Annotated in this window: 17 protein-coding genes and 1 pseudogene; 5 read left to right on the forward strand and 13 right to left on the reverse strand. The window is 57.3% G+C overall.

Annotation, left to right across the window (positions count from 1 at the left end):
- Window positions 1–94: 94 nt before the first annotated feature.
- Window positions 95–382 carry a transposase gene (locus ACAM52_RS30505; protein WP_369632823.1) on the reverse strand — a complete coding sequence of 96 codons (288 nt, stop codon included), beginning with the start codon at window positions 380–382 and terminating at the stop codon, window positions 95–97.
- A gap of 60 nt (window positions 383–442) precedes the next feature.
- Between ACAM52_RS30505 and ACAM52_RS30510 the strand changes: the two genes are divergently transcribed.
- Both ACAM52_RS30510 and ACAM52_RS30515 read left to right on the forward strand, forming a co-directional pair.
- The gene (locus tag ACAM52_RS30510) at window positions 443–1,594 is read left to right on the forward strand and encodes a porin (RefSeq protein WP_185993689.1); all 1,152 of its coding nucleotides are present in this window, start codon (window positions 443–445) and stop codon (window positions 1,592–1,594) included.
- A 186-nt stretch (window positions 1,595–1,780) separates the two neighbouring features.
- Window positions 1,781–2,620, forward strand: a complete 840-nt coding sequence (locus tag ACAM52_RS30515) for a tripartite tricarboxylate transporter substrate binding protein (RefSeq protein ID WP_185993690.1) — start codon at window positions 1,781–1,783, stop codon at window positions 2,618–2,620.
- A 477-nt stretch (window positions 2,621–3,097) separates the two neighbouring features.
- Here ACAM52_RS30515 and ACAM52_RS30520 read toward each other — a convergent pair.
- Window positions 3,098–4,592 (reverse strand): annotated as a pseudogene (locus ACAM52_RS30520) (IS3 family transposase); the annotation flags it as partial.
- 228 nt (window positions 4,593–4,820) lie between these two features.
- Between ACAM52_RS30520 and ACAM52_RS30525 the strand changes: the two are divergent.
- Complete coding sequence (locus ACAM52_RS30525; RefSeq protein WP_139701178.1) at window positions 4,821–5,042, forward strand: hypothetical protein; 222 nt, start codon at window positions 4,821–4,823, stop codon at window positions 5,040–5,042.
- 25 nt (window positions 5,043–5,067) lie between these two features.
- Here ACAM52_RS30525 and ACAM52_RS30530 read toward each other — a convergent pair whose 3' ends face one another.
- The 6 genes from ACAM52_RS30530 to ACAM52_RS30555 form a co-directional block, all read right to left on the reverse strand.
- Window positions 5,068–6,372 carry a CitMHS family transporter gene (locus ACAM52_RS30530; protein WP_139701177.1) on the reverse strand — a complete coding sequence of 435 codons (1,305 nt, stop codon included), beginning with the start codon at window positions 6,370–6,372 and terminating at the stop codon, window positions 5,068–5,070.
- 155 nt (window positions 6,373–6,527) lie between these two features.
- Window positions 6,528–7,379, reverse strand: a complete 852-nt coding sequence (locus ACAM52_RS30535; protein ID WP_139701176.1) for a citryl-CoA lyase — start codon at window positions 7,377–7,379, stop codon at window positions 6,528–6,530.
- Window positions 7,376–8,578 (reverse strand): CaiB/BaiF CoA-transferase family protein, encoded by a 1,203-nt coding sequence (locus ACAM52_RS30540; RefSeq protein WP_139701175.1) that lies wholly within the window; start codon window positions 8,576–8,578, stop codon window positions 7,376–7,378. The genes ACAM52_RS30535 and ACAM52_RS30540 overlap by 4 nt, the downstream gene beginning before the upstream one ends.
- A 13-nt stretch (window positions 8,579–8,591) precedes the next feature.
- Window positions 8,592–9,557 carry a tripartite tricarboxylate transporter substrate binding protein gene (locus tag ACAM52_RS30545; RefSeq protein ID WP_369630383.1) on the reverse strand — a complete coding sequence of 322 codons (966 nt, stop codon included), beginning with the start codon at window positions 9,555–9,557 and terminating at the stop codon, window positions 8,592–8,594.
- An 18-nt stretch (window positions 9,558–9,575) separates the two neighbouring features.
- Window positions 9,576–10,598 (reverse strand): tripartite tricarboxylate transporter substrate binding protein, encoded by a 1,023-nt coding sequence (locus ACAM52_RS30550; RefSeq protein ID WP_139701173.1) that lies wholly within the window; start codon window positions 10,596–10,598, stop codon window positions 9,576–9,578.
- Between the two features lie 41 nt (window positions 10,599–10,639).
- On the reverse strand, window positions 10,640–11,653 hold the full coding sequence (locus tag ACAM52_RS30555; protein WP_139701172.1) for an amidohydrolase: 1,014 nt from the start codon (window positions 11,651–11,653) through the stop codon (window positions 10,640–10,642).
- A gap of 221 nt (window positions 11,654–11,874) precedes the next feature.
- Between ACAM52_RS30555 and ACAM52_RS30560 the strand changes: the two genes are divergently transcribed.
- Entirely contained in the window at window positions 11,875–12,663 is a 789-nt protein-coding gene (locus ACAM52_RS30560) for an IclR family transcriptional regulator (protein ID WP_139701386.1), read from the forward strand.
- A 133-nt stretch (window positions 12,664–12,796) separates the two neighbouring features.
- Here ACAM52_RS30560 and ACAM52_RS30565 read toward each other — a convergent pair whose 3' ends face one another.
- Both ACAM52_RS30565 and ACAM52_RS30570 read right to left on the reverse strand, forming a co-directional pair.
- On the reverse strand, window positions 12,797–13,600 hold the full coding sequence (locus ACAM52_RS30565) for a 3-hydroxybutyrate dehydrogenase (RefSeq protein ID WP_139701171.1): 804 nt from the start codon (window positions 13,598–13,600) through the stop codon (window positions 12,797–12,799).
- Window positions 13,597–14,598, reverse strand: a complete 1,002-nt coding sequence (locus ACAM52_RS30570) for an NADPH:quinone reductase (RefSeq protein ID WP_369630384.1) — start codon at window positions 14,596–14,598, stop codon at window positions 13,597–13,599. The genes ACAM52_RS30565 and ACAM52_RS30570 overlap by 4 nt, the downstream gene beginning before the upstream one ends.
- Window positions 14,599–14,711: 113 nt before the next feature.
- On the opposite strand from ACAM52_RS30570, the gene ACAM52_RS30575 reads away from it, so the two are divergent.
- On the forward strand, window positions 14,712–15,557 hold the full coding sequence (locus ACAM52_RS30575) for a LysR family transcriptional regulator (RefSeq protein WP_369630385.1): 846 nt from the start codon (window positions 14,712–14,714) through the stop codon (window positions 15,555–15,557).
- Between the two features lie 82 nt (window positions 15,558–15,639).
- Here ACAM52_RS30575 and ACAM52_RS30580 read toward each other — a convergent pair whose 3' ends face one another.
- From ACAM52_RS30580 to ACAM52_RS30590, 3 genes are all read right to left on the reverse strand, one after another.
- Entirely contained in the window at window positions 15,640–16,692 is a 1,053-nt protein-coding gene (locus ACAM52_RS30580; protein WP_313906290.1) for an ABC transporter substrate-binding protein, read from the reverse strand.
- A 649-nt stretch (window positions 16,693–17,341) separates the two neighbouring features.
- Window positions 17,342–18,271 carry an IclR family transcriptional regulator gene (locus ACAM52_RS30585; RefSeq protein ID WP_369645400.1) on the reverse strand — a complete coding sequence of 310 codons (930 nt, stop codon included), beginning with the start codon at window positions 18,269–18,271 and terminating at the stop codon, window positions 17,342–17,344.
- Between the two features lie 230 nt (window positions 18,272–18,501).
- Window positions 18,502–20,424 (reverse strand): acyl CoA:acetate/3-ketoacid CoA transferase, encoded by a 1,923-nt coding sequence (locus tag ACAM52_RS30590; RefSeq protein WP_369630387.1) that lies wholly within the window; start codon window positions 20,422–20,424, stop codon window positions 18,502–18,504.
- Between the last annotated feature and the right edge of the window lie 10 nt (window positions 20,425–20,434).

The following is a 20,434-nucleotide window of genomic DNA, read 5'->3' on the forward strand; positions in this document are numbered from 1 at the left end:
CCAAGTACTCATAGACGCTCCAAAGCCTTGGAACACCGAGGCGCCACCTTTCTGCGCTTCAGTTCAAAACACACGGTGCCATTGCGCGGTGTGCTTATTGATCGGTACCACGACAATGACATTGACACTGCGCAGCTTGCATCCAGAGCTTCTGGATGCTTTTGAGCCTATCACGCGCTGTCGCGCGCAGCTCGCCGAAGTCGGCGAGACAGCAGTTGGCCAGGACATGCGGCTTGAGCCATGCCCACAGGTATTCCACCGGATTGAGGTCAGACGCGTACGGCTGCAAGAGCACGATCTGGATATGGACACCCAGACAGCCAAAGTAGTCGTACCCCAGCCGACTGCGGTGCGCCTTCAAGACGTCCCAAATGATAAGCACTGGCTGCTTCAAGCATGACCTGTCAGATTACTCGCCCTAAAAAAAACCAGGAGACATTCAATGAAAGACACGCCGATGAGACACCACCCCCCCCTTTCTGCGGCCAGCTTTGCAGTTGCAGCGATATGTCTTTCGCCTGCCGCAAATGCACAATCAAGCGTGGCGCTATATGGCATCTTAGATGCAGGGTTCGTCGTCGCCGATCGTGGTCACGGCGTCAAAATCACCCAAGTCAGCTCCGGCATTCTCTCAGGCTCTCGTTGGGGCGTACGAGGGGTCGAAGATCTAGGTGCGGGACTGAAAGCGCTGTTCACGCTCGAAACGGGACTTGACCTAGATACCGGCACCCTTAAAGCCTTCAGTCCACAGCCTTCCAGCGCCACTCCAACCGCACCAAACGGCGCTGTCTTTACTGGGGGCTTCAATCGTCGCTCATTTGTCGGGCTCGACACACCTATCGGCGAGTTTCATTTCGGCCGTGACTATGCGCCGTTCTTTCATGCCGTACTAAAGGCTGACACGATGTCGCTTGGACTGTTCGGCAACCTACAAAGCAGCGTCAGCATCACTGGGTCATCGGAGCGATGGGTACGTTTTAGCAATGGGGTGAATTACCTCAGCCCGAACCTTGGCGGTTTGCGCGTCCGGGCCGCATACAGTTTTGGGGAAAACACTGGCGCACCCGGAACAGCACCAAAGGGCGCAAGCAATGCGTGGGGCCTCGGGGCTGAGTACTCAATGGGGGATCTTGAACTCGTTGGATCATATCAAGCGCTGCAACTCGCCAACACCGCCGGAATGCCCGTCGCATTCACAGGGAACACAACGACTGTGCGGAATTGGCTCCTCGGCGCTCGTTACACGAACGGCGATTTCGCGGCTACGACTGGGCACTGGCGTGGTTCTTCGCCGTGGAATGGCCGCACTAGCTGGATAGGAGTTGCCTACTCAATGGGAAACCACACCGTATCGACACAGGTTCAGAGCCTGAGCCAAGCCAATCCCGCAGGATCTAAGCGAGAGGCCACCGTGATCGGTCTAGGCTACACCTATAGTCTCAGCCGCCGAACCACGCTCTATGCAACTTGGGGGCGTAGCATAAACAACGCAACGGCCTCCGTAGCCGTGCTTGCAGCAGATGTGTCCATCGCTCCAACAGCGGCCGGAGCGGATCCCAAAGCAACGGCCATCGGCGTTCGCCATACTTTTTGAATGGCTCAGACTTTCAAATTACCACTAGAGACAAGAATGAACTCTGTTCGCAGAAGAACCATGTTACGCATGAGCGCGGCACTAGTAGCTCCAGTGACTATCTTTGTGTCATCCGCAAATGCGCAGAGCTCTACCAACTATCCAAACCGCCCAATAAGGGTCGTTGTTGGATTTACCGCGGGTGGGATGACCGACCTTGTAGCGCGCACAATCGCACTAAAGTGGGGCGAGCGGCTGGGGCAGCCTATGGTCATCGATAACCGTCCCGGCGCCAACAACGTCATCGCAACCACTTCGGTCGCAAATGCCCCCGCGGACGGCTACACCCTCCAGTTTGTAGGTGCCGGTCATGCACTCAATGCCGCCTTGTACAAAAATCTCCCTTACAACTCCGTTACCAGTTTTGAGCCAATCGGTACTGCAACAGTAACGAGCCCCATTCTGGTCGTTAGTCCGACTCTGAAAGTGAATAGCGTGCAAGAACTGGTCGCATTGATCAAGGCACACCCAGGAAAATTCAACTACGCATCCGCGAGTACCTCTGCTCAACTAACGATGGAGTTGTTCAAACAGGTCACAGGGACCGATATCGTGCATGTGCCGTATAAAGGGACTGCCGAGACGGTACCAGAGCTCGTAGCTGGACGTGTGCACATTGCCATTGATAGCATAGTTGGTCTATTGCCTACCATCCGGGAAAAGCGCTTGCGCCCGCTCGCTGTAGGAACGCCGACCCGATCGCCGCTCTTGCCTGAGGTTCCGACCTTTGCGGAGATCGGCCTTGGTGGATTTATTGCGCCAGCTTGGACGGGCTTTCTCGCCCCAGCAAAAACGCCATCGGCCATCGTTGCCAAGCTCAACTCTACGCTGAATTCCGCTTTGCAGGATCCCGAAGTGCAGGGCATGCTGGCACAACAAGCGTCCGTAGTGAAGGCCAGCACACCCGAGGAGTTTCGTCAACTTATCGCTGCGGATGCAGTTCGGTGGAATAAGGTGGTGGAAGAGGCAAATATTCCCAGAATATAGTGCGTGCAGTTTCGGTGTCGGCAATGAAATCTGCACAAGTGGTCTTGTTGCGCGCCATCAACACGCAGATGCCTCATGCGACGCGGGAAGAACCGGCCGTACCGGCGTGCAGTGCGGTGGGCGCGGCAACCATTCGTAGAACCTTGCGCGCTCAGGACATCGTGCGTGTGATGCCCGAGCGTAGAGTGTTCCAAACGCCTGTATCCAGTCAGTCCAATCACAAGCGCTACAGCTACACAGCCGCCCATCGGCGCGAAGCAGACCCGCAATACAGTAACCTGACCAACGCCGAATGGGCACTGGTCGCCGATCTCTTCGAGCGTCCAGCGAGAAAGCTTGGAACCGCCGGCTCGCTACGAGCGCCGGCACATGGTCGACGCCTGCTGCTACGTCCTGCATGCAGGCTACGCTCGGCGCCTGTTGCCATTGAGTTTTGCACTGTGGCAGGCAGTCTGCAAGGCATTTGTGCGCTGGATCCAGAGAGCCGAGAGAGATCTTGATTCGCTGTTCGTTGTACCAACGGATGTAGGAGTCCACCGCCTGTATGAACTGTTCGATGGTTGTGGACTGCCAGTTGCGAGGATAGAACAGCTCAGTCTTCAGCCTGCCGAAGAAGCCTTCGCACGCCGCGTTATCAGGCGAGTATCCCTTGCGCCACATCGAGCGAATCAGCTTCGCATCGGCGATGCGCGAGAGCCAGCCTGGCCAGCGATAGTGGGCGCCACGATCGGAGTGAACGACGGGCCGGTCTTCGGTATCGACCACCGTCTCGATGGCCGCGTCCAGCATCGTGTTGACGAGTTCAGCGTCCGGGCGTGTACCGAGCGACCAGCTGACGACCATGCCGTCAAAGCAGTCGATCATGGGGGACAGATACACCTTGCCGGCCGGGATCTGGAACTCCGTGATGTCGGTGAGCCACTTCTCGTTGGGCGCTGCAGCCCCGAAGTCTCGGTTCAGAAGGTGTCTGGCGCCGGACTGATCTCTCCCAGGTATGAGCCGTACCTGCGCCGCTTCGGTCGGGCAACGACCAGGCTCTCTTGCTTCATCAGCCGCTGCACAACCTTCTCCGAGATGTTCGCGCGCTGCCTGTTCAGGGAAGCCTGCAGCCGACGGTAACCATAGCAGCAGTGGTTGCGCTCGAAGATGTCGGTGAGGGTTCGTCGCACCTCGGCGTACTTGTCCGCTGCATCGAGCCGAGCTCGATGGTAGAAGTAGGAACTGCGGGCCAAGCCCACTTCGTTGAGCAGTTCCCCAAGGGAATACGTCTGCCTCAGGGCATCAACCAGCAGCGTCTTCTCCCGATTGGTCAGGAGCTGCCGGTTGATGCCCAGGTCTTTTTTGAGATTTCATTCGCCTTCTTCAAGAGGTCTTGCTCAAGCTTCAAACGTCGGATATCGCGTCGCAGGGCCTCGAGCTGGTGCTCCAGGTCCTCCCGTTCTGGGTCTGGCGGTAAATCGTTTTGACGCTTCATGGATGCAGGAGCCTCGCGACCGAGTAGCTGATTTTTCCAGTTGTACAGCGTCGGCCTGCACACGCCCAGCTCTTGGGCCACGGCTTGTGCACTCTCCTGGCGCGTGCACAACGCGATGACAGCCGCATGCTTCATCGCTGGCGGCCGCGCTGTCGCGTTAGATCGACCGACGATGCGCACGTGCAGTTCGGGGTGTGATTCGTGGATCCAGGAACGCAGAGAATCGCGTCCCGGATAGCCCAACGACCTGATGGTGAATGCGATGCAGCTCCCATGATCAAGGTAGTGCCTGACAGCCACCTCTTTCTGCTCCTGAGAATACTTGGGCTTGGAGCGCGCGTAGCCCTTTGGCAAGTCGGACCGCTGCTCGTAATCCCGATACCAACTTCTCAATGCATTCTTGGTTGGGTATCCCAATTGGCGAATGGTCGCCTTGACCCGTTTGCCGAGCTTGACGTACAGCTCGACCGCTCGAATCCTGTCTTCGTATGAATACATGAACTACCTCCTGGTAGTCCAAGTTTTCGTCCGCACCCCCACTGGCTCAGTTTCCGGTCGGCGCCAACATTGCCGCCGAGCGGTTGAAAGAAGTTGTCTGTGGGAGTCATATCGCGTGGCCTTTGGGGAATACTAGGCACGGGCGGAGTTCGGGGATCTCATAAATTTCAGCTTCCGCAGTTAGTTTTTTTGCTGCGGCCCCGGCCCCACCCACCTAGGATTTGGCGGATGAGCATTGCCCGTCCTGTCGTCTTTTTTTCCAGCTCGCTCGATTCACCCGACGCCTGGCATCGGGCCCTGAGCTCGGAACTGGGAGAGTTCGAGTTCGTGGTTGGTCCAGATTGCGGGGATCCCGCGCAGGTGGATGTTGCCCTCGTCTACAGCGTTCCCAAGGGCGGGCTTCGTCGCTTTGAAAACCTGAAGGCCTCAAGTGCCAAGGCGGGTTCGTGATTTTCTGCGGCTCGCGTTCGCCAAGCTATGGAATCGCGATCAACGGAATTACACCCAAAAGTAGCGCTGCTGCCAGCATCGCCAGCACCAGCCCGAAAACCCAAAGCAGTGACGCGCGTTGGTTGTCCCCATACTCGATATCGAGCATAGCAACCAAAAGATAGGTGGACGCGACCAGCGGGCTTAGCAGATGAATCGGCTGACCGAGAAGTGACGCACGAGCCATTTCTGCAGCCGTGATGCCATAGGTGCTGGCGGTGTTAGTCAGAATCGGAAGCACACCGAAGTAGAAGGCGTCATTCGTCAGCACGTAGGTCGCTGGCGCACTTAGCAGCGCAGTCGCTGGCGCCATGTACGGCCCTAGCCAGGTCGGCATCACATTGAGAAGGCCGTCCGACATTTCCTTGAGCATTCCAGTTCCCGCAAGGATGCCCGTGAAGATTCCTGCAGCAAAGATGAGGGAAACAACGGCCAACACATTTGAAGCATGCGCGGCGAGGCGCGCCTGCTGATCTTTCAGCTTGGGATAGTTCAGTAAGAGCGCGATTGCCGTAGCCACCAAGAACAACGCAGGCAATGGCAGCAAGCCCTTGATCAAGGCGATCAGAAGAAGCGCCGTCAACAGCAGGTTGGGAATCAACATGAATGGCCGTCGTGTGTCTACGGATCCGTCGACTGGAGGCTCTCGACTGTGATCTAACGAGAGCATGGCTAGAGCGCCAAGACGTCGACGCTCTTTGACGCCAAAGAATGCAGCGACACCCATTTGATAGATGAAACCCAACAGCATCACAGGGATCAGCGGAACGAACACCTCCGTAACGTCGATGTGCATGGCCGAAGCAGCGCGCGCTGTGGGTCCACCCCACGGCACGATGTTCATGATCCCGATAGACATGAGCAGAACTGTCGCCATGTACTGCAGGCGAACTCCGAGGCGACGGTAGATAGGCAAAAGTGCAGTGATGCAAATCACGTAGGTCGTTGCACCATCTCCATCGAGCGCCACTAGCGTTCCCATGATCGCAGTACCCAGCAGCAACTTTAGAGGGTCGTGGCCGACAACTCTCACGATCATTCGAATCAACGGGTCGAACAACCCTGCGTCTGTCATCACGCTGAAATACAGGATTCCGAACGTGAGCATGACTCCGGTGGGAGCGAGCTTGGTGATGCCTTCGATCATCATCTTTCCGATCGCGTCCGGCGAAGCGACCAGAAGACCAAATGCGATGGGCACCAGCGCCAGTGCAACAAGTGCTGACATGCGCTTGGTCATGATGAGCACCATGAAGGTCAAGACCATGCCGTACCCGAGGGCGAGTAACATTGAATTTTCTCCTGAGGCCGGCCCTGGGGAGTGAGATGTGTGACGACGCGACGCGAGGTCTAGCCATCTTTGGGATAGCACCATCTAGCCATTGACAAGAATGGCTGCCGGAAATTTTTTGATCGCCGCGAACTAGAGCAATCCGCGACTCGAGATCAGCGGGGCATGTCGCTAGCAGGCACCGGACGCGGAGAGGGTCCGTCGTAGCTCCAGATGTACTCGCGTGGAATCGGGCCCTTGTTTCTTCCGCCTTGCTGCGTTTGCTCCCATGCGTGAGCCAGAATTCCGACCGAACGCGACAAGCAGAACAATCCTCGCGCGAGTGGCGCAGGAAATCCTAGTTCCGCATAGATGACGGCAGTTGCACCATCGATGTTCATCGGAATGCGCCTGCCCCCCTTTCTAGACATGAGTTCCGCTTCCACGGCGCGTCCAATTTTTGCGAATCGTCCGCTGACATGACCAGCTTCGGCTGCCTGATTGACAAGTTCGAGTAGCCGCGGCGCCCTCGGATCGATCGGATGAAATCTGTGACCGAAACCAGAAACGAACTTCCCGTGAATGGCAATCGCGTCATCCAGTCCGCGTTGAACGGCAGCGATCTCATCTTCTCCACGCTCGATGCGAGCAGCGATGTTCTGGTACAACTGCACGGCTTGCTCGCCAGCGCCACCATGAACATCTCCCAAGACATTCACGGCCGAAGCCATCGCGTTGTTCAGGCCAATCCCACACGTCGCGGCCATCCTAGCAATGCCGATGCTTGGCGCCTGAGGGCCATGATCCACGGCAGACATCAGCGCAGCATCTAACAAGTTCCCCTGGCCCACGCTGGGGAGTTCGCCGCGGGTCATGAGCCAGATCATCTGTGCGAAGCTCACACGGCCTATTAGTTCCTCAATGGGATAGCCACGGTAGCGGATCACTCCTGGCTCCATTTCGATGATGGAGGTGCGCCACCAATCGCGCACGTCTTGTCGAACCTCTTCGCCCGTCTTTGCATTCATACTGCTTGCACCTCTTTCAGAGTTTCGATCTCGTGGACTCCGTAGCCCAGTTCAGCCAAGAGAGAGTCCGTATGCTCACCCAACTGCGGTGGCGGCGCCACGACGGAAGGTGCCTCACCATTGAGCTTGAAGCCCGTACGCAACACGCGTACATCGCGACCCACGCCCGGGACACTTTTATAGGTCGCGATCATGTCGCGCGTCGCAATCTGCGGGATTTCCAGCACTTGCGGCACGGAGTAAACGGGGCCCGCAGGTACTCCGACCTCATTAAGCGCCCGCCACCATTCATCCATGGAACGGCTTTGCATCGCTTGTTCGATCAGCAATTTGAGCGTTTCGCGGTTCTTGAGACGGGCAGCGCGATCGCTAAATCGCTCGTCGCTGATCCACTCTGGGTGCCCCATCACTTTGCAAACCGCTTCGAACTGCTCTTGCTTGTTCGCCGCAATATTGATGAGTCCATCACCGGTCTTGAAAGCGCCAGAAGGACTTGCTGTGACGTTGTCATTGCCCATCGGAGTCGGAACACGTCCAGCAACCAAATAGTTCGACACCGCCCATCCCATCGTTGCCATCGTTGCTTCAAGCATCGATACGTCGATAAATACCCCATCCGTGCGCTGCTTGTTCGCCAGAGCCGCCGCTACAGCAAAGGCGGCGGTTAGGCCTCCGATGGTGTCGGCGACAGGGTACCCTGCCCTCAGAGGCGCACAGTTTTCGTCGCCGGTGATGCTCATCGCACCTGACATGCCCTGGATGATTTGGTCATATGCCGGCAAATCACGCAGTGGACCGGTTTGACCAAACCCGGAGATGGCGCAATAGATGAGCTTCGGATTTTCTTTCAGCAACGATTCATAGCCAACGCCGAGACGATCCATCACACCGGGCCGGAAGTTTTCGACCACAACATCTGCGGTCTGCACTAGCCTGAGGAAAACTTCCTTCGCGCTGGCATTTTTCAGATTTAGGGTGATGGAACGCTTGCCCGGGTTCTGCGCCAAAAAGGACACTCCCATGTTGCAGCGATTTAGCTCCGCATCGGCGCCGAGTTGCCGAGCCAGATCTCCATTGCCGCGAGCTTCCACCTTGATCACGTCGGCGCCCATATGCGCCAGTTGATGACAGCAGAATGGACCGGCAAGAACGTTGGTGAGGTCGAGGACCCGAATGCCCTTCAGAGGGGTGAGTGCCATGATGTACTTTCAACTACTCGGGTTTGATGCCAGCTTGCTTGATGACGGCGCTCCAACGCTGGATTTCGCTTCTGACAAATTCGTTCGCTTGCGCGGGCGAATTTGTCACTACCGTCATCCCCATTTCTGCAAACCTCTTTCTAGCCTCGGGCTGCGCAAGCGCTGCACCGATTTCCTTGTTCAGCTTGTCGATGATGGGTTGCGGCGTGCCAGCTGGCGCACCAAGGCCGATCCAATAGTCGATATCCATCTTGGGAAGACCAGCCTCCTTGGCAGTGGGCACGTCGGGGATCATCACGTTCCGTTCTGATCCGGTCACCATCAACGCCTTGAGTTTTCCGCTCTTGATATGAGGCAATGCCGTTGGCACGGAAGTGATAAGGGCCTGGACCTGGTTGCCCATCAGGTCGGTCAGTACGGCGCCGGCACCCTTGTAGGGCACGTGGACGATGTCAGTCCCCGTGGTGTTCTTGAAAAGTTCGCCTGCCAGATGCGTGTTGGTGCCGTTGCCACCAGATCCGTAGTTCAGTTTTCCCGGCTGCGCCTTGGCCAGGGCGATGAACTCCTGAACGGTTTTCGCAGGCACAGCTGGGTTGATGACCAGGACATGCGGCACCTTGACCGCGGTCGTGATTTGCGCGAAGGCTTTGCGGGCATCGAAGGGAATATTCGGCAGCAGCCCCGCTGCGATGGCGTACGACAGTTCGACAGTCAGCAGAGTATTACCATCCGGCGCAGCACGCGAAGCTGCCCCCCATCCAACCAAACCTCCACCACCGGTCCGGTTGTCCACCACCATGGGCGAGCCTACGCCTGGAGCTGCGAACTGGGCAATCACGCGGGTTGCGAGATCGGCACTCCCACCTGGGGCGTAAGGCACGATGATCGTGATTGGCCTGTTCTGCGCAAGCGCGGAGTTTGCGAACAGACAGGCGGTGCCGACAAGCATAAGGCTGCGGCGAGTCATATTGGCTTTCATTTGGTCTCCAACGTTTAATCAAATTGAATCTCGGTCAAGCTTGGCACCCGAGTCCCGTACGGCAAGGCCCCAACGGGATTGCTCGTTCTTCATGAATGCGCCTAGCTCCGCCGCAGTGCCTCCTCGCGGCACACTGCCGTCGCCCCTCAGTCGCTCGACCACCGCTGGATGCATCAGTGCAGCATTCATGACCTTGTTGATGGTCGCGATGGCCTCAGGCGGCGTTCCCGCCGGGGCCACAACAGCCTTCCAGTCCTCTGCCACAAACCCTGGGTAACCAGCCTCGGCTGCCGTGGGTACGTTGGGCAAAACATCGAGTCGCGTGGACGAAGTCACGGCCAAGGCGCGCAGCTTTCCGCTCTTGACAAGAGAGATGACGCTTGGGGGAGTCGCGAAGTAGAAGTCGGTGATCCCTCTTAACAGGTCACTCGCAGCTGGACCGGCGCCCTTGTAGGGCATATGCATCATGTTGATGCCAACACGTTTCGCAAACATCTCGCCGGTGATATGCCCCACGCTGCCGACCCCTACCGAGGCCATGGAGAGCGGCCTTCTCTTGGACAGAGCCTGGAGATCTGCGAGCTGTTTGATCGGCGATGCGGCGCACACGACAAGCACCATCGGCTGCGACGCCAGGAGAACGACGGGGGAAAAATCGCTCTCCACGTCATACGAGACCTTGCTGTGGAGGCTTGGATTGATGGCTAGATTCGCGGTCTGCTCCACGCCAAGGGTGTAACCGTCCTTACTTGCTCTTGCGACAGCGTCGAGCCCGCTATTGCTGCCGACGCCCGACCTGTTGTCGATGACGAACGTCCACCTATCTTTGCGTTCCACCTCATTGACCACCAAGCGCATCAGCACATCTGCTTCACTCGCGGGAGGAAACGGCACAACGAGCTTGATGGGAGCATTGGGGTATGCGCTTTGAGCGAATGCACCTGTTTCTGCGACCAGGTACACCAAACCGGGGGCCACTATGACCAGGTGCGCCAGACTCAGAGCCACTATGCCGCAGGTCAAGAGTCTTCTTGCTAGCATGAAGTGCGCCTTCTTTGGGGTGTGGAGTTGCGAGGGGCAAGTCAGTGCAATCGGTAAACTTGGCTGGCTGTACCTTCGAACAGGTCTTGCCGTTCTTGATTGCTGGCCCTCTTGGTCAGTCGCTTGAAGGCGTTCCAGAGCGTTCTGTACGAGTACGATCCCTTGTCGACCGGAAAATTGCTCTCGAACATGCACCGGTGCGCCCCGAATGCTTCGATGCAGAGTTCGATCCATGGCCTCCACGCCTGAGCAAGCATCTCCGACCCGGGGGGGACATCGCCCTTTTCAAAGTCGAAGCCGTTAATACGCATGCCCAGTCCGCCCAGCTTGACGAAAACATTGGGCAGTTGAGCGAGCTGGCGCATCGATTGAGCCCAGAGCCTGAAGACTTCTGGACCACGCTCTTGATAGGAACCAATACGAACGATGCCACCGCAGTGATTAATGACAATCGTGGTGTCCGGGAACGCTTTAGCGAGATCAAATAGCTCCAGTAGCTGGGGGAAGAACACCCAGGCGTCGTACGAAAGACCGAGCGGGGCCAATTGAGCGAAGCCCTCACGGTAGTTGCGATCCAAGAGGAGTCCACGTGGCGCCGCCGAGAGGGGATTCACTAAAGTGGAGTCAGCATCCCAGGTCGCCAGATGCCTGATTCCGCGAAATCGCCCTTCACCGGCGTCAATGTGCGCATCAAGCACCTCTCGGACTCCGGCGCCGACTCGGAGGTCCGCGTGCCCCACGATGCCTAGCGCTACTTGGGGCACATCTCTTGCCATTGCTCTAGTGGACTCAACGACAAAAGCCGTCTCGCCAACCGGTTTAAGCACATCTGGACCATCCAGGCGATATCGCGTCATTGCCTGCATGTACACAGACGCGCGCACGTCATGACCCGATCGCGCATCAGCGATGTATTGCTCTTGGAGATAGTGCCAACCGGGTCGATCGTAGAAATGGTGGTGCGCGTCGACGATCTTCAACTCTGGCTCAAGGACCTCTTCCTGCGACAGGGACAACCAGTCTTCACGGACCGCTAGGTAGTTGCTCGCGCTCATGTTTGCTCCTGCGAACCTCGGGATGGCTAGGAATTCCAATCTGAAGTTCTACTGAATAGAACTAAAATCCATCTAGCAGAACTATACAGGCGAGCCATCGTCGGGAATAAAGGGTTTTCCCTATATCAAAAGAGCGGAGATTCCGTTTGCGCGCTAGCTTGACCACTGTGCCAAACTTCGAGGTCACCGGCTGGCAGGCCGACCTACTCGACAAACCCGACATGGCAGAAACATTGGCCCTCACCGAATCCCAGACCATTTCGCTCGACTCGAGTGGTGTCGCAGTACTGGATCGTGCATTCGCGCTGCTCGCGGCCTTTGGGCCGACAGACGACATGCTCACGCTCACTGAGTTGTCTCGGCGGACAGGCCTATACAAGAGCACTGTGTTGCGATTGCTCGCGGCACTCGAGCACGGTGGCTTCGTGCGAAAGCTCTCAAACGGCCAGTACTCCGTCGGGCCCCAACCGCTGCGCCTCGCCGCCATCTATCAGCGATCGTTTCATGTAGAACATGTCATCGAACCATTGCTGAAAAATCTGAGCAGCGCGAGCGGCGAGACCGCATCGTTCTACGTACGACATGGTGAGGCTCGGATCGCAATATTCCGCATCGAACCCGTCCGCGCAGTTCGGGCCGCAGTTGCCATTGGGCAGGAATATCCCATCGGCCAAGGCGCCTCCGGGAAAGTGCTTCAGGCATTTACTCAGCCGCCGACGCCAGCCACGCATCCTATTCGCGGCCGCCTTTGGGCAGTCTCCTACGGTGAGCGGGAGCCGGACACCGCGTCGGTCTCCGCCCCTGTTTTCGGCGTCATGGGCGAACTGCAGGGTGCGCTTGCCCTGTCCGGACCAAGGCAACGCCTGTCCCCTCCAGACGCCATGCTCGCAGCATGTCGGAGTGTTCTGAGGTCAGCTAGTGATGCGACCCGTAGCCTCGGCGGGGATGCCGCCCCCTATGAGCTCAGCCTGAATGCCTTGCAACAAGACATGTTCTCTTTGCCGAAGTGATGGGGCAGAAGGACAGGCCTGCAACCTCTGACGCCCTGACACGACCGGCCCTTCCGTTTTCGGAGCCTCCTGAACTCACGTCCGCCTAAGCCATGTCACGCTGCTTGCAGCAGACCACTTGCCGATGCGCCACCTACTGCGCGGTCCATGCACCATCCATCGCAAGGCTGATACCAGTGATATTGCTTCCCGCCTCGCTGATGAGAAATGCAACTGCTGAAGCAATGTGCTCAGTCGTGGTGAAACGCTGAGAGGGCTCCTTCTCTGCAAGCAGAGTCCTCTCGGCGGCGTCATGATCAAGCCCCATGGCAGACATCCTGTGATGAACTTGCGCCTCGACAAGCGGCGTCCTGACCCACCCTGGACATATCGCATTGCAGGTGATATTCGATCTGGCGTTCTCTAGCGCGATGGTCTTTGTCAGCCCCACTACGCCATGCTTGGCAGATACATAGGCAGCCTTCTCCGCAGAAGCCACCAAGCCGTGGATGGACGCGATATTGACGATTCTCCCAAAGTTGCGCCGCTTCATCCCAGGCAACGCTGCTGCACAAGCGTGAAACACAGCGGACAGGTTGATCGCCATGATCTCGTCCCATTTCGAGGTCGGGAAATCCTCGACTCGCGAGGTGTGCTGTATCCCGGCATTGTTCACTAGCAGATCCACGCGCCCCAACTTGGACTCAACCTCAGACACCAGTCCACGCGCCTGTTCGGGCGACCTGAGATCGGCATGGAAATGGCGTGGCATGTTGGAAAATCCCACTTGCGAGGCGACTTGCATCAGCACGCTGTCGATCTCCTGCGCGGCTCCAAGACCGTGGAGGGCAACCATCCATCCATCAAGAATCAGCGCTTGAGCAATTGCCAGTCCAATTCCGCTGGTCGAGCCCGTCACCAGGGCCACTCTTTCGTAGCGGTTCCGACGATCGCTCATGCAGCCTCCGCCATCCTTAGTACCACAGCACCTTTTCGACCGGAATCTTCGATCAATTCATGCGCCACAGCGCAGTCGACGAGGCCCAACTCTGAGTGGATTGGCACATCGAGTTGACCGTTCTCGAGCAAGGCGATAACACGATTTGCAGCCTCGAAACGCTCACTTTGAGTCAACAGATATACCAGCAGGAACTGCAGTCGGATGCCCTTGAAGAGGAACTTGTAGAAGGGGAGATCCGGACGCAACACCCGCGCGGATCCATATGTGACGACCGTTGCACGCTCAGATAAAAGTTCAGAGAGATGCTCTGCATTTGCCCCAAATTCGACTTCAACCGCGTGATCAATGTGTCGGCCATGGGTTGCCGCCAGCACATCGCCAACAAAGGAGGTACTGGTGAAATCGACAAAGGCGTTTGCCCCCGCACTGGCGATATGCTCTTTGTCAGCCGCCCCGCGGCCTGAAGCAATGACAAAGGCCCCCGCGCGTCTGGCAAACTGAATAGCCAGCCTCCCGACATTGCCCGCGCCGCCACTGATCAACACAGCGCGCCCCGCTAGATCCCCGTATCCCGTCGTAGCATGGCACGCTGTAAGCGCGGGGATACCCAGCGCAGCCCCTGTGGCGAAGCTCACCGAATCTGGCAGGTGAAAGCAGTAGTTTTCGTCAATCGCGATGTATTCGGCAGCTGTCCCGTACTGCCGACGCCATTGACCGTTGCAGATCCAGACGCGGTTGCCAGGCGTGACCCGGCGGCACCCGCCCCCCACCTCGACAACAACACCCGCACCGTCGCTGTGGGGCACCACAAAGGGATAGGGCAATTCACTTTTCCCACCTCGAGTTCCAGCTCTAGCCTTGACGTCCGAAGGATTGACACCCGACGCATGAAGCCGCACCAGGACCTCGCCGACTCCCGGGACCGGGATCTGTCGCTCGCCGCATTTCAGAACGCTGCGCGCAGCGCCCACTTCCTCGTACCAAACTGCCTTCATCTTCAACTCCAAAAATCAATGAAGAGAAGTCTAGGCAGCGGGGATCAATCCGAAAAACGCATAATTCGAATCGCTTCCATCGGAATCAAGGATTGATCTTGCAGGATCTAGATATGGACCTCATTCGGTGCTTTGTCACCGTCGCGGACGCGCGCAGCTTCACCGCGGCGGCCAAACGCCTGTGCAGGTCTCAGTCCGCAGTCAGCACGCGCATTCAGCGCCTCGAACAGATGCTGGACGTCGAGCTTCTTCAGCGAAGCAGTCGACTCGTAGAACTTACTGCTGCTGGAGAGCAGTTTCTTCACCACGCCAACGGCTTGCTACGGCTGAACGACGAAGCGATCGGCTCGGTGGGACGCAACCGACTGCGAGGGCAGTTGCGACTCGGCGTGGTGGAGTACCTCGCACCTCATCGATTGCCTGAGCTTCTGAGTCGTATCCGCCGGCTGCTGCCCGGAGTTGACCTTAGCGTCCGAGTCGCCATGAGTGGCGTTCTGCTTCAAGAGTTCGATACCGGAGACCTGGACATAGCACTCGTCATGGAACAGGAAGGGCGCGGCTCCCCACAGAGCTTTTCCGAAGAGAAGCTGGTCTGGGTTAGCAGCCAGCACATGGCCGCGCCATCGGGCCTCACCGACCTATGCCTTCTACCAGCCCCTTGCGCCTTTCGCACAGCCGCTGTGTCTGCACTTAACACCCGGGGCCATCCATGGCGGGAGGCCGTGTCGTTGAGTGGTGTATTGGGTGTTCAAGGCTGTGTCCGGCAGGGATTGGGCGTTTCGGTCCTATGTGAGTCCGCCCTCGACAACGGATTGATTTGCTTGCCCCAGGGCGATAAGGCCTGGCCAGAACTACCGTCGATGCGATTGGTCACCTATGACCGAAGCTCAAGCCCAATCAGTCGCGCACTGCTGGAGTTACTCAAGAACTCAGGAAGCCCCAATGGGCTGCGAGATTGACCGCCGGACCGCGGCGAGCCCTGCGTTCGAGAGGAATCAGAGTCCAGAGTCACCTCGCCGAGAGGCTCTTCCTGCGAATACTCTATTTGAGTAGCTTCCCGCTGCTGCCAATCAGCGTCACCTCCACATAGCGGGATCCCACTCTTTGATCTTGTGCATAGTGGATTTCTATGCCTCCGAGATCATAGGCTTGCATGGATTCGAGTGCAGCGACAACACGCGATCGTGTAGGCCGTGGCCCGGCTCGACGCAATCCTTCCACCAGCACTTTTGCCCCGAGAAATTGCTCGAAGCTTGTGTAGTTCACAGCTTCACCGGGCGCATATTTTTTCAGCAACTCGTGATATTCACGAATCACTGAGAGGTTCGCAGTGTAGGGATAGGGAACGACTTGACTGATGCCCAACCCCTGCGCGTTCTTGAGTCCTGCAAGCGCCACCAGTTCATTCGGGTCAACCACCGAGATGTTGTAAAGCTGCGCCCGCCCGCCTGCCTCCCGATAGCGTTTGATAAAGGCAGCCGTCGGCCTATTGATAGATATCATGACGACTGCTTGCGCATCAGAATGACGAATGGCGTTCACCGCCGCACTCACTTCATCGGTATTGCGTGCATAGCTTGCTGAGACCGCCAGTTCGAGGTTTCGCTTAGTGAGGGCCGCCTCAACGCCCATGCGCCCTGCGTGCCCGAAGGCGTCATCCTGATGCATCACACCGATGCGCTTCACGCCCAGCGTGACGAGATGCTGCACTAAGTGTTCGGCCTCATCAGCGTAGCCCGCTCGCACATGGAAAATCCACGGATTGAATGGACTCCGCAACGGCTCCCCTCCTGTATATGGAGCCACCAGCGCCGCGCCACCTTGAGCTAGAACTCCCTCACTCAAGAGCCGCGCCACATTTGCTGTTCCGGCAAAGCCAAACAGGGCAACCACATCCGGCTGAGCCAACAAGCTGCGTGTCTGCTGGACAGATTTTTCGACCTCGTAGCCGTCGTCCATCACAACCTGGCGTAACTTGGCTCCATGCACGCCACCACGATCATTGATCCAGTCGAAGTAGATCCTTCCGCCCACGACCATCTGCCGCCCTGTGCTTGCGAGCACACCCGACAAGGGGGCTACTTGACCGATCACCAGATCAGGCGCGGTCGACCCACCTAGAGCCGTGCTCGTTCCAGACAGAAACCAGATAGCTAATGCCACACACCAACGCGACACTCCACATGCGCATATCTTCACGACTTGTCTCCTCGTTCTTTTTGAAAATTGATGTCTTGATGGAAAACAGCGTTGACCTACATCGATAGGAAGAAAGTCGCCCGGGCATCCGATGCAAGTGATCGAGCAGCCGTCGCCATGTCCAGAAGCTGACGTCCACCAGTTGCTAGGAAGCTAGCAGTTGCTAGTACCCCTCAACCCTTGGATTCGGATCGTTGCCGACTAGATCCTCGGAGCCGAAACGGAGGACGAGCGATCCCTTTGCTTTGCAAAGTTCCCGATGCAACTTGCGTAGACGTCCCCATTTTTCTACGCGAGCTACGGTTAGTGCTTTGAATTCGGCACTCAATCTCTCAGAGAGAGGCGCTCATCTCACACAGAAACCTATCGCTCGGAGATTCATTTTTCTGGACAAGGAGTGACGAACTACAGATCGACGCTCTTTCCCACTCAGTCCAGGCGTACCAATCCACTCTAATTTGCACACGAGGCTTCTGAGACTTCTAAGTCTCGGGAAGCCCTCAACTTATCCAACCCCCAACATCGGAGGAAACGCTGCCGACGCTCAATTTCGTTTGCGGGTTTTCAGCGGCGCTGCGGCCAAGGCCTTGCGCGGACTATGAACGTCGCGCGAATCATGAGTCTCAGTCGCGAAGCCGATAGGCACTTCGCCCCCGAGTCGATGCGACAGCCGACGTGCAACACTCAGTGCCTCCTCATGGTATCGCCGACCGCGGTCAGAACCGAGTCCGGCCTTGTTGACGCACACCGCGATGCCAGCCACTACACGACCAGTAGCATCAAATACTGGGGCACCAACCGAGTAGACGCCCTCGCGTACAGTCTCATCGTCAATGCTGTATCCGCGCTTGCGTGTTTGGGCGAGTTCTTTGAGCAAGTCGTCGATATCACTCGGGGCTTTGTTCGTAAGGTGCGTCACCAGACCATCTGCATAGAGTCGACGCACTTCCTCTGGATCGCGAAATGCGAGGATCGCCTTGCCGCTGCCCGAAAGATAGGCCGGCAACCGAGTGCCGATGTTGAAGGCAAGACCCAACGGCCGCGTCCCCTTGCGCGCAGCAAGGTAAAGAGCATCGCTCTCATCAAGCACGGAGAGCACAATGGTCTCCTCGGGCTGAGGACTGCCGTCCGCCCACAGTGCATTGAACTCTTGTGCCTCGTCCGTGTCAGCGAGAAAAGCCCCAGCCAACCCCATTACGCGTGGCCCAACCAGGAAAAAACCACCAGGCTGACGGCGCAAGTAGCCGAATGCAAGCAACGTATTGCACAGACCATGCACGCTGCTCTTCGGCAATGCGAGCTCGCTCGTGAGTTGCGTCAGACTCATCGGCTCTCGGCGCTGTGCGAGCAGGTTGAGCAGAGTCAGTGCACGCGCGACAGCCGGCACCAATGGTGCGGCCGCAGCTTGGGGCACGGTGGATTCGTTGGACGAGAGGGAGGGCGGCATGCTGCTGATGAAGAGCGCGACACCCATTGCAACTGTGCCACGCAGAATGTCTCGGGAGCTGTAAAGTTCATTGAATCGAACTGCGTTCAGCAAACTGGATTTAGTCTATCGACACAGGCACAGGGATCGCAAGATTCGAGCCATCGAACACGGGTAAACACCGAGCTTAAACCGCATTGGCTAGTAGATCACTAGCTCCTCTCCCCACCGACTCCTTGGCAGCCGCCTACGCGCGCGAACAGAGAACGTACGCATCCTTACAGCTTGGACCTCCCAGCTTCGCTTCGGCTTTCATACACATGCGCGGCGACTCCTCGGCGTTCAAGTGCCTCACCGAGCTTCAACCTCATGAATGCACTGGTCGTATAGCGTGACACCGTGGTGTAGTAGCGCTCACTCAGATCACGCACCATCTCTGCGTAGTCATCCAGTACGCCTTCATCGATTCGAAAATCGTCATAGTTGACGATCAGTTGGACCTTCTTGCCAATCGGCTGGAGCAATTTCTCAGCGGTGCCGCGGACTGCCTCGACATCCATCCTTGTCTGAATCTTCAACCCTTGAAAGTTGTAGAAAGCTGTTTCCTTTTCTGAAACATAGCTCATTCGGTCAGCAAGGCTGATTGATAGCAATGCGTCTTTCAAATGCATCGGTTCATCGTGAAAGATGCGCTCATCCATCAACGTGGGGTTGATGACAATGGGAGAAAAATCCATCTGCGCAATGATGTCCCGCTCGACATCAATGCCAGGCGCGACCTCGATCAACTCAATGCCTTCTTCACCGAGCTTGAACACACAACGTTCGGTCACATAGAGCACGCGCAAGCCACGCTTGAGCGCGTACGCCCCGCTGAACGTCACCTGATCAAGTTGCCGGACGAACTTCTGGGCTCTGCCTTCCTTTCGGATGAGTAGCCTCCCATCTTCCACTGCGATATCCAACCCGCCGGCGGTAAAAGTCCCGACAAAGACGACGACGCGGCTGTTCTGAGTAATGTTGATGAATCCTCCGGCTCCCGCCAGCTTGGAGCCAAAGCGGCTGACATTGATGTTTCCGTCCGCGTCGCACTGAGCCATTCCAAGACACGCCAGGTCCAATCCCCCACCGTCGTAGAAGTCGAACTGCTGGTTCATATCGATCACTGCATCAGCATTTACAGCAGCACCGAAGTTCAGTCCCCCTTGAGGCACGCCGCCGATCAACCCCGACTCCGCGGTCAGTGTCATGTAGCGAAGAATCTTCTCCTCCGCAGCCACGAGAGCCACGCCTTCGGGCATGCCTATCCCAAGATTGACAACCGCATTGGGCATCAGTTCGAGCGCAGCGCGACGGGCAATAATTTTGCGCTCGTCAAACGGCATCGCGCCCAACGCTTCCATCGGCACGCGCACCTCGGATGAGTACGCCGCGTTGTACAAGGAACCAAAGGTCTGCATATGATTCTCAGGATCCGCGACGACCACACAGTCAACCAGAATCCCAGGAACCCGCACACTGCGCGGATTGAGAGAACCATACTCCGCGATGCGTTCGACTTGCGCGATCACAAGACCACCTGCATTCCTTGTCGCGGTTGCGATGGCCAAAGTATCTTGCGTCAGACTCTCTCGTTCACACGTCAAGTTTCCCTCGGGATCTGCAGTGGTCGCGCGGATGAACGCCACGTTGATGGGGATTGCCTTGTAGAAAAGAAACTCCTGCCCCTCAATTTCCATGAGCCTGACCAAGTCCCCTTGCGTGCGTGTGTTGACTTTCGCACCTTCTAACCGCGGATCAACAAAAGTGCCCAGCCCAACTCGCGAGAAGCTTCCCGGCAATCCACAAGCCATGTCTCGATAGAGATGCGAAATAACCCCCAACGGCAAGTTCCAGCCATCGACTTTGTTTTCCATCACCAGCTTGCCGACCTCCGGGACCAAGCCGTAATGCCCTCCAATTACGCATCTAAGGAGTCCCTCGTGCGCAAGATGGTTCACGCCTCCACTCGCGCCATCGCCGGGCCCTCCGCCAAAAAGCAGAGTGAGGTCGCGTGGCGCCCCAGTCTCTAGAAAACGCTTCTCAAGTGCGGTGATGAGTTCGACGGGAACGCCGTTGGAACCGAATCCTGAGCAACAAAGTGTGTCTCCATCGCGCATGATCGCAATGGCCTCGGCGGCAGAAACGATCTTTGTTCTCATTGAAGCCCCC

This window comes from Variovorax sp. V118, assembly GCF_041154445.1.
In the GTDB taxonomy this organism is placed as follows: domain Bacteria; phylum Pseudomonadota; class Gammaproteobacteria; order Burkholderiales; family Burkholderiaceae_C; genus Variovorax; species Variovorax boronicumulans.

Bases quoted from the DNA above. Each gene is read 5' to 3' on its own strand.
- ACAM52_RS30510 (WP_185993689.1), top strand. From the start codon at position 443: ATGAAAGACACGCCGATGAGACACCACCCCCCCCTTTCTGCGGCCAGC.
- ACAM52_RS30590 (WP_369630387.1), bottom strand. From the start codon at position 20,424: ATGAGAACAAAGATCGTTTCTGCCGCCGAGGCCATTGCGATCATGCGC.
- ACAM52_RS30585 (WP_369645400.1), bottom strand. From the start codon at position 18,271: ATGGGTGTCGCGCTCTTCATCAGCAGCATGCCGCCCTCCCTCTCGTCC.
- ACAM52_RS30525 (WP_139701178.1), top strand. From the start codon at position 4,821: ATGAGCATTGCCCGTCCTGTCGTCTTTTTTTCCAGCTCGCTCGATTCA.
- ACAM52_RS30530 (WP_139701177.1), bottom strand. From the start codon at position 6,372: ATGTTACTCGCCCTCGGGTACGGCATGGTCTTGACCTTCATGGTGCTC.
- ACAM52_RS30550 (WP_139701173.1), bottom strand. From the start codon at position 10,598: ATGCTAGCAAGAAGACTCTTGACCTGCGGCATAGTGGCTCTGAGTCTG.
- ACAM52_RS30540 (WP_139701175.1), bottom strand. From the start codon at position 8,578: ATGGCACTCACCCCTCTGAAGGGCATTCGGGTCCTCGACCTCACCAAC.
- ACAM52_RS30545 (WP_369630383.1), bottom strand. From the start codon at position 9,557: ATGAAAGCCAATATGACTCGCCGCAGCCTTATGCTTGTCGGCACCGCC.
- ACAM52_RS30515 (WP_185993690.1), top strand. From the start codon at position 1,781: ATGACCGACCTTGTAGCGCGCACAATCGCACTAAAGTGGGGCGAGCGG.
- ACAM52_RS30535 (WP_139701176.1), bottom strand. From the start codon at position 7,379: ATGAATGCAAAGACGGGCGAAGAGGTTCGACAAGACGTGCGCGATTGG.
- ACAM52_RS30560 (WP_139701386.1), top strand. From the start codon at position 11,875: ATGGCAGAAACATTGGCCCTCACCGAATCCCAGACCATTTCGCTCGAC.
- ACAM52_RS30575 (WP_369630385.1), top strand. From the start codon at position 14,712: ATGGACCTCATTCGGTGCTTTGTCACCGTCGCGGACGCGCGCAGCTTC.
- ACAM52_RS30565 (WP_139701171.1), bottom strand. From the start codon at position 13,600: ATGAGCGATCGTCGGAACCGCTACGAAAGAGTGGCCCTGGTGACGGGC.
- ACAM52_RS30555 (WP_139701172.1), bottom strand. From the start codon at position 11,653: ATGAGCGCGAGCAACTACCTAGCGGTCCGTGAAGACTGGTTGTCCCTG.
- ACAM52_RS30570 (WP_369630384.1), bottom strand. From the start codon at position 14,598: ATGAAGGCAGTTTGGTACGAGGAAGTGGGCGCTGCGCGCAGCGTTCTG.